Here is an 11,055-nt window from a genome sequence, read left to right as displayed (position 1 = left end):
TTCGGCGGCGACCGCCGTCTTTCAAACAAGCTTCGGCGGCAACCAAGACGAGCGAGAGCTTCCGGTTGCGAAGTATTCTATACAGAGCGTATTTATAGTTGTGTCGTCCGTGCTCCTCGCGTGCAATCAGGTTTCCCTTATTCAACTCCTCTGCATCCAAGAACTGCGATCCATGAGAAATGTTTCACCGGCTCGATAAAAAGACAGAATGAGCTACGCGCCGCCGCCCCGCCGCCCCCTGACAGGCAGCTTTGGATCGCTCGATCACCACCAAGTGATCCAGGCGTGCCGGTGCCGAATGGAACATAAAGCCCGGAATTCAGTTAGATAGCCGGATTTGGCTGGAGTACCGCCAGATGCGGAATTCCAGCCGGGCAGGGCACTACCGTGACACGGAGTGAGCGGCTTCGGGCGCATCGCGCCGAACTCAGGCACCACCTTGCCGAACTCGGGAGCCATAAACGCTCCCTATGGAGGATGCCATGAACCAGTGGACAAACGCCAGGCTCTGTGACGTAGCCAACCTGATCCTTGGGGCAATTCTGTTCTTCTCCCCCTGGATCTTCACCTTTGCGGCAGGCCCGCAGACGCAGAACGCCCTCGGCAGCGGAATCTTGATTGTCGTGCTTTCGGTTGCCGCCCTCGCAGCATTTGCCGTGTGGGAAGAGTGGGTGAACCTGGTCGTCGGACTGTGGGTTCTCGCATCGCCCTGGGTGCTTGGATTCCAGGCGACCACGGCGATGACCGTGCATGTCGTGATCGGCATTCTGGTCGCCGTGCTGGCGGCGATCGAGCTCTGGATGATGTATCAGAACCCGCCGACCCAGTCCGCCGCCTAACAGGCGCAGCCAGCCAGCGCCCTTTTTTGGGCCTGACGGATCTATCGGTCGTCTGCCGGTCTCTCGGCAACAGCCGCCGGAGGCCGGGTAGGCGGCGTTTGTTTGGACGAGAATAGGAAGGATGGCGCATTATGGTCGGTGACAATCCGCGTTCGACGGCCAGGATTGCGGGACATCCTATTCATCCGATGCTCGTGCCATTTCCGATCGCCTGCTTCGTCGGCACCCTGCTGACGGATCTAGCCTATTGGCGAACAGCGGAGATGATGTGGGCTGACTTCTCCGCTTGGCTGGTTACCGTCGGCGTGATCATGGGCTGCCTAGCAGCGATCGCGGGGCTGATCGATTTCCTGGCCAATCCGCTGATAAGGGCACAGCCCCCCGCCTGGCCGCACGTGCTCGGCAATCTTCTGGCGCTGGCGTTATCCATCATCAACATGCTCGTGCACACCCGCGATGCATGGACCTCCATCGTTCCTACAGGCTTGATCCTCTCGGCGGTTGTCGTGCTCGTCCTCATCTTCACTGGTTGGCTGGGCTGGTCCATGGTGTACCGGCATCACGTCGGAGTGGCGGATTGATGCGCATAGCAAGCTCCATCGGTCAGACCAGGCGCATCGCGGTGTCCGTCCTCGTTTGCACTGCGGCGATCACTCTTGCAGCGTGCAGCGGCAACGACCCGGACCCCAGCAGTCAGATAGGGCCGAATCCAAACCTGCCGGACCCGATCCAATATTTCTTCCCGCCCATGCATCTCGCTTCCGTGGTCGGATGGAATAGCGACGAGAAGCCGACAGTCGCGCAGGGGCTGCAGATCCAGGCTTTTGCCCACGGCTTGCAGCATCCGCGGTCGCTTTATGTGCTGCCCAATGGCGACGTGCTGGTGGTCGAGTCCAAGGCGCCGGGTGGCGAACCGATCAAACGGCCCAAGGATTTGGTGATGGGCTGGATCGAATCCTGGGTCACCTCGGGCGGCGACAGCGGCCCAAGCAACCGCATTACGCTGCTGCGCGACGCCGATGGCGATGGCAAGCCGGAGCTGACCAGCGTATTCCTCGACCACCTGAACTCCCCCTTTGGCGTGGCGCTGGTGGGAAGCGATCTCTACGTCGCCAATACCGACTCCATCGTCCGCTATCCCTACAACACCGGTGACACAAAGATCACCGCGCCCGGGACGCCGCTAACCGCCCTGCCCGGCGGCCCGATCGACCACCATTGGACGAAGAGCCTGGTGGCAAGCCCCGACGGCTCGCTGCTCTATGTCGGCATCGGCTCGAACAGCAACGTCGCCGAAAACGGCATCGAGGCGGAGAAGAACCGCGCCGCCATCTGGCAGGTAGACAGGGCCACCGGCCGGTCGCGCATTTTCGCCAGCGGTTTGCGCAATCCAAACGGCCTGAGCTGGGAGCCGCAGACCGGGGCGCTCTGGGCAGTGATCAATGAACGCGACGAGCTCGGCCCCAATCTCGTGCCGGATTATCTGACCTCGGTAAAGGATGGCGGCTTCTACGGATGGCCATACAGCTATTACGGCCAGCATCTCGATCCCCGCGTCATGCCCCAACGTCCGGACCTGGTCGCAAAAGCGATCGTTCCGGATTATGCACTGAGTTCCCACGTCGCCCCTCTGGGGCTGGCCTTCTATGCGGCAACCAGCCTTCCCGAGGCATATCGCGGCGGCGCCTTCGTTGGCGAGCATGGCAGCTGGAACCGCACGCGCTTCAATGGCTACAAGGTAGTTTTCGTACCATTCAGCGGCGGCCGTCCGAGCGGCGTCGCTACCGACGTGGTGACTGACTTCCTGGACAAGGACAACAAGGCGCGCGGCCGGCCTGTCGGCCTGGCTGTCGACAAAACCGGGGCCCTGCTCATCGCCGACGACGTCGGCAACACAGTTTGGCGGGTGACATCTGCCGGCCAATAAAGTGGCTCCACTCCCTTCGTCGAGCTGTCGGTCGAGCAGGTGGAGGGATCCCCGACGATCGCCGTTCCGGTGGTTCTGCTAGGCGCATTCGGCGTGCCCGCCATTGCCGGCTACTCCACGCTGACGATGTTTGCCGCGTGGCCGCATCGGGCGGGTGAGCTGGAAATAGATGAGGGCCTGCCGCTGATCACCGCCGAACCGAAGGACCGCCAGCGCCGCGAAATGGTATTTTTGCCCTTCCCACAGCCGGCTCTAGAATTTTCATCGCAAATCAAGTTATGATGCACTTGGTATTTCCCGGGACGGCTTGCGCCGCTTGGAATACCGGGAGGAACCGGGACATGGCCGTTGCGCTTGTACTCGTTCTGATAGTCGTGGGCTCGGTGTTGTTCCACTTCCTGAGCCCATGGTGGTGGACGCCGATTGCCTCGAACTGGGACTATATCGACAACACCATCATCATAACTTTCTGGATCACCGGTGTCGTCTTCGCCGCCGTGGTTCTTTTCATGGCCTATTGCGTCTTCCGCTTCCGTCATCGGGAAGGCAATCAGGCGGCATACGAACCTGAGAACAGGCGGCTCGAATCCTGGCTGACGGTCGTCACCGCGGTTGGTGTCACCGCTTTGCTCGTTCCAGGCCTGTTCGTCTGGAGCCGGTTCGTTACCGTTCCAAGCGACGCAACCGAGGTCGAAGTCGTCGGCCAGCAGTGGCAATGGAGTTTCCGCCTCCCCGGCAAGGACGGCAAGCTCGGCACATCCGACACTCGCGACGTCAACGCTGAAAATCCACTCGGCGTCATCGCCACCGATGCCAACGGTCAGGACGATGTCGTAGTGGAAGCGGCCGACCTGCACCTCCCGGTAGGCAAACCGGTCAAGATGCTGCTCCGCTCGATCGATGTGCTGCACGATTTCTACGTGCCGGAATTCCGCGCCAAGATGGACATGATCCCGGGCTCGGTCACCTATTTCTGGTTCACTCCTACCAAGACCGGAACCTTCCAGGTCCTGTGTGCCGAACTCTGCGGCCAGGGACATCCGATGATGCATGGCGTGGTCATGGTCGATACTCAGGAAGACTATCTGGCGTGGCTTGGCCAGCAGCAGACTTTTGCGCAGCTGTCCGCGCCCCAGCAGATGGGCTCGGCAGAGTAGGAAACCGGAACGACGGCGCGCCGTCGGGATTGAAGTTAATGCGGCAAGTCCGAACTGTCGGGCTGGCCGAGAAGGGCACGGAGGTGTTCCTATGGTCGATATCACACCTGCAGATGCGGTACCGCCGGCCGAAGTCGCGGAAATGGAACTCTACCATCCGCACAGCTGGTGGACGAAATACGTTTTCTCGCAGGACGCCAAGGTCATCGCCATCCAGTATTCGGCGACGGCGACAGCGATCGGCATGGTCGCGCTGGTGCTATCCTGGCTGATGCGGCTGCAACTCGGCTTCCCCGGCACATTCGACTTCATCACCCCGGAAGCCTACTACCAGTTCATCACCATGCACGGCATGATCATGGTGATCTACCTGCTCACGGCACTCTTCCTGGGCGGCTTCGGCAACTATCTGATCCCGTTGATGGTTGGTGCTCGCGACATGGTCTTTCCCTATGTCAACATGCTGAGCTACTGGATCTATCTGCTCGCCGTGCTGGTCCTGGTGTCGAGCTTCTTTGCGCCCGGCGGACCGACGGGTGCCGGCTGGACGCTCTATCCGCCGCAGGCGATCATGACCGGTACGCCAGGCGGCCAGGACTGGGGCATCATCCTGATGCTTGTCTCGCTGATCCTGTTCATCGTCGGCTTTACCATGGGCGGCTTGAACTATGTCGTGACGGTGCTGCAGGGGCGCACGCGCGGCATGACGCTGATGCGCCTTCCGCTTACTGTCTGGGGTATTTTCACCGCCACCGTCATGGCACTGCTCGCCTTCCCGGCGCTGTTCGTCGCCTGCGTGATGATGCTGCTCGACCGGGCGCTCGGCACCAGCTTCTTCATGCCGGCGATCGTCGAGATGGGCGAACAGTTGCAGCACGGCGGCGGCAGCCCGATCCTGTTCCAGCATCTGTTCTGGTTCTTCGGCCATCCGGAAGTCTACATCGTGGCGCTTCCGGCCTTCGGCATCGTATCCGACCTGATCAGCACCCATGCGCGCAAGAACATCTTCGGCTACCGCATGATGGTCTGGGCCATCGTCGGCATCGGCGCGCTGAGCTTCGTGGTCTGGGCGCACCACATGTATGTCAGTGGCATGCATCCCTATTTCGGCTTTTTCTTCGCCACAACGACATTGATCATCGCTGTCCCAACAGCCATCAAGGTCTACAATTGGGTGCTGACGCTGTGGCGCGGCGACATCCACCTCACCATACCGATGCTTTTTGCCTTGGCCTTCATCGTCACCTTCGTCAATGGCGGGTTGACTGGGCTATTTCTTGGCAATGTCGTCGTCGACGTTCCGCTGTCGGACACGATGTTCGTCGTCGCCCATTTCCATATGGTCATGGGGGTTGCCCCGATCATCGTAATCTTCGGCGCGATCTATCACTGGTATCCGAAGGTCACCGGCCGGATGCTGAACGAGACACTGGGCCGGTTCCATTTCTGGGTCACCTTCCTCGGCGCCTATCTGATCTTCTTTCCCATGCACTATCTCGGCTTGATGGGCGTGCCGCGGCGGTACAACGAATTGACCGACATGACGATCATGACGGAATCGGCCCACCACCTGAACTCGTTTATCAGCATCATGGCTTTTATAGTCGGTTTTGCTCAGATTGTGTTTCTGTTCAATCTCATCTGGAGCATCCGCCATGGCCGTGAGGCTGGCGGCAATCCGTGGCGGGCAACGACGCTCGAGTGGCAGACGCCCGAAACACCGCCCGCCCACGGCAATTTCGGCAAGGATCTGCCGATCGTCTATCGCTGGGCCTATGACTACAGCGTACCGGGAGCCAAGGAGGACTTCATACCGCAAAACGTTCCGGGCTCCTTCGCGCCCTCCAGGGAGCCGGCATGAGCGTAATCCTGGTCTTCCTGCTCGTGATCGCCGGTATTGCCGGGTGGTGGCTTTCCCATCAGCGGCTAATGACGAAGCCGTGGCTCGAGCAAGGTATGACCGGGGATTTTGTCGCTCTGGACCGATCGGCGCTGCCGACCGCAAAGATCGGTCTCGGCGTCTTCCTTGCCGTCGTCGGCTGCCTGTTCGCGCTGTTCACCAGTGCTTACTTCATGCGCATGGCGCTGTCGGATTGGCGGCCGCTGCCCATCCCGCCCCTGCTCTGGCTTAACACCGGCGTACTGGTCTTGAGCAGCATCGCGATACAGTGCGCTTCGCTCGCGGCGCGCAAGGGTCAAGTGGACATGGTCAGGCTCGGCCTCGCCACCGCTGGACTCACGGCGCTCGTCTTCCTGATTGGACAGCTTGTGGCATGGCGGGAACTGAGTGCGGATGGCTATTTTCTGGCATCCAATCCGGCCAACAGCTTCTTCTACCTGCTAACGGGAATGCATGGCCTGCATATACTGGGAGGACTGGTCGGGCTGGGCAGAACGAGCGTCGGCGCCTGGAACGGAGCGCAGCCGCAGCGGCTTCGCCTCAGTGTCGAGCTGTGCGCCATGTACTGGCATTTCCTGCTTTTCGTCTGGCTCGCCATCTTTGCGCTTCTGGCCGGCTGGGCTTCGACTTTAATCGACATTTGCCGAGGGTTGCTGACCTAGGAGGAACGGGCGGATGGCAGAGACGACACTGGCCCACATCGGCCGAACAGAGCCGCGGCCCGCAGGCTGGCAAGGCATCGCCGCCGATTGGTCCTCGGATCAGCGGGCGTTCAAAAACGTGTCCTGGGGCAAGGCCATGATGTGGATCTTCCTGCTCAGCGACACGTTCATCTTCGGCTGCTTCCTGCTCTCCTACATGACCGCGCGTATCTCAACACGTGTGCCGTGGCCCAATCCGAGCGAGGTCTTCGCCCTGCGCATCGGTGGCTCCGACATTCCACTGATCCTTATCGCCATCATGACCTTCGTGCTGATCTCGAGCAGCGGAACGATGGCCATGGCGGTCAATTTCGGCTACCGCCGCGACCGCCGCAAGACGGCAGTGCTGATGCTCTTGACCGCAGCACTCGGCGCGACCTTTGTCGGCATGCAGGCCTTCGAATGGACCAAGCTGATCACCGAGGGCGTGCGGCCTTGGGGCAATCCCTGGGGCGCTGCCCAGTTCGGCGCATCCTTTTTCATGATCACCGGCTTCCACGGCACGCACGTGACGATCGGGGTGATCTTCCTGATCATCGTGGCGCGAAAGGTCTGGCGCGGGGATTACGATGTCGGACGGCCCGGCTTCTTCACCAGCCGAAGGGGCCGCTACGAGAACGTCGAAATCATGGGGCTTTACTGGCATTTCGTCGACCTGGTCTGGGTGTTCATTTTCGCATTTTTCTATCTTTGGTGAGAGGCAGGACATGGCTGAAGCAACCGCAAACGGCCTGGGACAACACGCACTGGACAGCGCCCGTACCCATGATGCGACGACGACCGGCGTTACCCCGGCGGAGGTTCATCAGGAGCACCCGATCAAGCTCTATCTGGTGGTCTGGGCGTGGTTGTTCATCCTCAGCACCTGCTCCTATCTGGTCGACTATTTCGGTCTCCACGGCTATCTCAGATGGTCGCTGATCCTGATCTTCATGATCCTCAAGGCAGGACTGATCGTCGCCATCTTCATGCACATGGCCTGGGAACGGCTGGCACTGGCATATGCAATTATCCTGCCGCCGGTGCTGGTTCTGGTGTTCGTGACGATGATGGTCTTCGAAGCGGACTACACGCTTCTCACCCGAATGGCGTTTTTCGGGGCTGGGCCCTGACATGCAATCCGGATCCGGGCCGTCCGGTCCTGGAGCCTTCGCCTTGAAACAATCCACGACTGGTCCATTTCTGTTGGTATCGGAAACGACAGGCGATGCCGGCGTTTCCACATGCGTCGCGAACACCAGCAAGGGGCGCCCAAGATGACCATCGCAAACAGACTGAAGGATTTTATCGATAGGAAAGGAATTTCCTACGACACCGTCGAGCATCACCGCACGGCGACAAGCAGACAATCCGCCATTGCGGCACATGTGCCCGGCAGCATAATGGCCAAATCGGTGGTCGTTCACCACGACCGTGGCTACGCGCTGGCCGTGGTTCCAAGCACGCACAGGATAGAACTCGCGACATTGCAGGACGTCATGGACAAGCCCCTTGGGCTAGCCTCCGAAGACGAGGTGGTCTCGTTGTTCGGCGATTGCGACGTCGGCGCTGTGCCGCCGATCGGCGCTGCCTATGATGTGCCGGTGGTCCTCGACGAAAGCCTCGGCGACGCTCCCGAAGTCTATTTCGAGGGCGGCGACCACAAGACGCTTGTGCATGTGAGCGGCAAGGATTTCCGCGACCTGACAAAGGACGCGCGCCAAGCCCGTTTCAGCCACCCGGCCTACTGAAAGCTCTGCCCCCACCCTGCCCGCACCGGCACTTTCGCCGGTGCGGGCGGCGCAGGTTTTTTCAGCTCACGGTCTGGTGGCCGGCGGCGATTCCACAACTTTCCGGTAAACATGCCAGGTCGCATGACCAAGGATCGGCAGCACGACCGCCAGCCCGGCGAACACTGGCAGCGAGCCGACGATCAGGGCGACGGTGACGATAAGGCCCCACACCGCCATCACGATCGGGTTGGCCAGGACAACGCGCACCGAGGTGTGGATGGCTTCGTAGGCGCCGACATCGCGGTCGAGCAGCAACGGGAATGCGACGACCGTGGTACACAACACAACCGCGGCGAACACGAAGCCGATGGCGTGACCCAGGATGATGAGCGTCCAGCCGCGTCCCGTGGCGAATATTTCACTGATGAAGCTGGACAGCGATTGCGGCGGCGTCGGGCCGAACAGGGTCTGGTAGAATATCTGGGCCGTCAAAAGCCAGGCGATGAAGATCGCAAGCAGCATGACGCCGACCGCTGCAATAGCCGGCAGTGCCGGAGAACTCCTGACCTCAAAGGCGTGCCTCCACGAGGCGTCGAGCCCGGCTTCCCGTCGCCGGCTGATCTCATAGAGGCCGATCGCCGCGAACGGACCAATCAATGCAAAGCCGGACACAAGCGGAAACAGCAATGGCAGCGTGTTGTTACCTGATGTCCAGACAGCAAGCACGACTCCCGCAATCGGATAGATCAGGCAGAGAAAAACGATGTGCGACGGCTTGACCATGAAATCATCGACGCCACGCCTGAGCGCATCAAAAAGATCGGAGACACCGATCTTTCGAATTCTGGTGTGTTCCAGCGCCTCGCTGGCGCCTGCTATCACGTGAAAGCTTGCCATGACCATTCCTCCAGACCAGGTCCGGTAAGGTCGCGTTTTACGGTGCTGCCATTCTGCATGATTGACCCACGCAAACCGCGACCTGCACCATGATCAATATACTCTCATGCGGGGGACTTGTCGCGCTTTGTAGGAAGGCCCGGGAGTAAGAGGTCGCGGGTAGCCTGACTAGCTCCGGACGCCTTTCTTCGATATGCTCTTCTAGTCGAAGGTGAAGGTCATGGATGGAAGGACAGTTCTCATACTCGGCCTTGGCGTCGTTATTCTGCTGTTGCTGGGATTTTGTGCTCTGCCAAGGTGATGTTTGAGCCGGGGTCAATAGCCGGCTGACGCGACCACTCGCATTACAATGGTGTCGGCAAGCAGCGCCGCAAAGATTGCGAAAAGATAGACAATCGAATACGCAAACAGCGCCTTTGCCGGCTTCATCTCCTTGTCGGCGACGAGAACCTTCCAGGCGTGCCAAATGAAACCTGCGCCTAAGGCGGCTGAAACAGTGCCATAATATCCGCTCGCGAAGCCGAAGCCCCAAGGAAGCACGCCGATTGGCGCCAAGAGCAGCGAATAGGCGAAGATTTGTTTTCTGGTCGAGTGCTGGCCGGCCACATTCGGCATCATCGGGATACCCGCCGCGGCATAGTCGCCGACCTTGAAAAGGGCCAGCGCCCAGAAATGAGGCGGCGTCCAAAGGAAAATGATCAGAAACAGAATGAGACTTTCAATGCCGATTGCGCCGGTTGCAGCAGCCCACCCGATCACCGGAGGAAGGGCGCCTGCCGCGCCGCCTATGACGATATTCTGTGGCGTCGAGCGCTTCAGCCACATCGTGTAGATAACGACATAGAAAAAGATGGTGAACGCCAACAACGATGCGGCGAGCCACCCCACCAGCGCGCCGAGCGTCACGACCGACAGTGCGGAAAGCACCAGACCGAAGGTGAGAGCTTCGCCAGGCGTGACGCGACCGGCCGGAATTGGTCGCTTGGACGTGCGAGACATCAAGGCGTCTATGTCTGCGTCGTACCACATATTGAGCGCGCCGGCGGCTCCCGCTCCAACCGCGATTGCGCCGATGGCAATTACGGCGATAACTGGATTCATCACGCCGGGCGCCATCATCAGGCCGACGAAGGCAGTAAACACGGCAAGCGCCATGACCCGTGGTTTCAAAAGCGCAAAGAAGTCACCCGCCGTCGCCTCCGAGAGGCGGATGCCGGTATCTTTGAGGCGGCTTTCTTCAGTCGACATTCAGACGACCACCGATGGGAACGGCAGCCTAGCCGGCCAATGTCTTTTTTGCAACGAGCCGCCTCCCCACCGACACTGCCGGCAGATTGCGGCCGAGGCTATGCCTCGACCTGTTTGCGATACCAAGATCCGGCGAAAGAGCCGGGCTATTTGGAGAATTGCTTCAGATAAGCAATGACATTGGCGACGTCCTCGTCCTTTTTGAGGCCGGGGAATGCCATCTTCGTTCCTTTGACCATCGCCTTGGGATCGTGAAGGTAAGTCGTCAGCGTGGCTTCGTCCCATTTAACGCCGGATTTTCCGGCCTCGGTCATGGCCTTGGAATAGCTGAACCCCGGATGCGTGCCGGCCGTTCGACCGATGACGCCGTTCAAGGACGGACCGATCTTGTTTTGGTCCTTGTCTGCGACGTGGCAGACCTTGCATTTGGCGAAGACCTTCTCACCCGCCGCGGCATCCTGTGCCCGCGAGGGGCCGGCAATGACGGTGGCGACGGACATGGTGATAAAAAACACAATGGCACGCATGGCATTTCCTCCCTGATCGCCAATTTGCCCTGGCTGACCTGCACAGGCCGACATTTAGTCCGCTGGCATGCGCTCTTGAATGGCAGAACGGATATCCACTGCCTGGAGTTGCGGCACCTACATACCACAGAACCCGGCTGGCAGGTA

General features: G+C 60.1%; 13 protein-coding genes. 10 read left to right on the top strand and 3 right to left on the bottom strand.

From position 1 onward, the window contains the following. The first annotated feature begins 482 nt into the window (after positions 1-482). The 10 genes from NKI19_RS31200 to NKI19_RS31155 all read left to right on the top strand — a co-directional run bounded on the left by NKI19_RS31200 (position 483) and on the right by NKI19_RS31155 (position 8,254). Positions 483-839 (top strand): SPW repeat protein, encoded by a 357-nt coding sequence (locus NKI19_RS31200; protein WP_352451366.1) that lies wholly within the window; start codon positions 483-485, stop codon positions 837-839. 131 nt (positions 840-970) lie between these two features. Next, positions 971-1,420: a DUF2231 domain-containing protein gene (locus NKI19_RS31195; protein WP_352470450.1), complete on the top strand. Its 450-nt coding sequence runs from the start codon at positions 971-973 to the stop codon at positions 1,418-1,420. Further along, positions 1,420-2,766, top strand: a complete 1,347-nt coding sequence (locus NKI19_RS31190; protein ID WP_352567648.1) for a PQQ-dependent sugar dehydrogenase — start codon at positions 1,420-1,422, stop codon at positions 2,764-2,766. Before NKI19_RS31195 ends, NKI19_RS31190 begins: the two co-directional genes overlap by 1 nt. Before the next feature lie 93 nt (positions 2,767-2,859). After that, positions 2,860-3,048, top strand: coding sequence for a hypothetical protein (locus tag NKI19_RS31185; RefSeq protein ID WP_352567649.1), 189 nt, complete (start codon positions 2,860-2,862; stop codon positions 3,046-3,048). Positions 3,049-3,107: 59 nt separating this feature from the next. Continuing rightward, complete coding sequence (gene coxB / locus NKI19_RS31180) at positions 3,108-3,923, top strand: cytochrome c oxidase subunit II (protein WP_352500857.1); 816 nt, start codon at positions 3,108-3,110, stop codon at positions 3,921-3,923. Between the two features lie 91 nt (positions 3,924-4,014). Next, positions 4,015-5,784, top strand: coding sequence for a cytochrome c oxidase subunit I (ctaD, locus tag NKI19_RS31175; RefSeq protein ID WP_352470447.1), 1,770 nt, complete (start codon positions 4,015-4,017; stop codon positions 5,782-5,784). Continuing rightward, complete coding sequence (locus tag NKI19_RS31170; RefSeq protein ID WP_352539753.1) at positions 5,781-6,485, top strand: cytochrome c oxidase subunit 3; 705 nt, start codon at positions 5,781-5,783, stop codon at positions 6,483-6,485. The genes ctaD and NKI19_RS31170 overlap by 4 nt, the downstream gene beginning before the upstream one ends. 13 nt (positions 6,486-6,498) lie before the next feature. Continuing rightward, the gene (locus NKI19_RS31165) at positions 6,499-7,221 is read left to right on the top strand and encodes a heme-copper oxidase subunit III family protein (RefSeq protein WP_023678903.1); all 723 of its coding nucleotides are present in this window, start codon (positions 6,499-6,501) and stop codon (positions 7,219-7,221) included. Between the two features lie 10 nt (positions 7,222-7,231). Continuing rightward, positions 7,232-7,636 carry a cytochrome C oxidase subunit IV family protein gene (locus NKI19_RS31160; RefSeq protein WP_352470444.1) on the top strand — a complete coding sequence of 135 codons (405 nt, stop codon included), beginning with the start codon at positions 7,232-7,234 and terminating at the stop codon, positions 7,634-7,636. A 144-nt stretch (positions 7,637-7,780) separates the two neighbouring features. Continuing rightward, positions 7,781-8,254: an aminoacyl-tRNA deacylase gene (locus NKI19_RS31155; protein ID WP_352466993.1), complete on the top strand. Its 474-nt coding sequence runs from the start codon at positions 7,781-7,783 to the stop codon at positions 8,252-8,254. Positions 8,255-8,320: 66 nt separating this feature from the next. Here the strand turns inward: NKI19_RS31155 and NKI19_RS31150 are convergent, their stop codons facing one another. The 3 genes from NKI19_RS31150 to NKI19_RS31140 form a co-directional block, all read right to left on the bottom strand. Continuing rightward, positions 8,321-9,133, bottom strand: a complete 813-nt coding sequence (locus NKI19_RS31150) for a DUF2189 domain-containing protein (protein ID WP_352490577.1) — start codon at positions 9,131-9,133, stop codon at positions 8,321-8,323. 315 nt (positions 9,134-9,448) lie between these two features. Further along, positions 9,449-10,381 carry a heme o synthase gene (locus NKI19_RS31145; protein WP_352490578.1) on the bottom strand — a complete coding sequence of 311 codons (933 nt, stop codon included), beginning with the start codon at positions 10,379-10,381 and terminating at the stop codon, positions 9,449-9,451. 146 nt (positions 10,382-10,527) lie between these two features. After that, positions 10,528-10,881: a c-type cytochrome gene (locus NKI19_RS31140; RefSeq protein ID WP_502899365.1), complete on the bottom strand. Its 354-nt coding sequence runs from the start codon at positions 10,879-10,881 to the stop codon at positions 10,528-10,530. Positions 10,882-11,055: the final 174 nt, after the last annotated feature.

This window comes from Mesorhizobium sp. M0751 (assembly GCF_040320265.1).
Lineage (GTDB): Bacteria > Pseudomonadota > Alphaproteobacteria > Rhizobiales > Rhizobiaceae > Mesorhizobium.
Note: the sequence above shows the minus strand (reverse complement) of the source record. Positions and strands in the feature narration are given on the sequence as shown.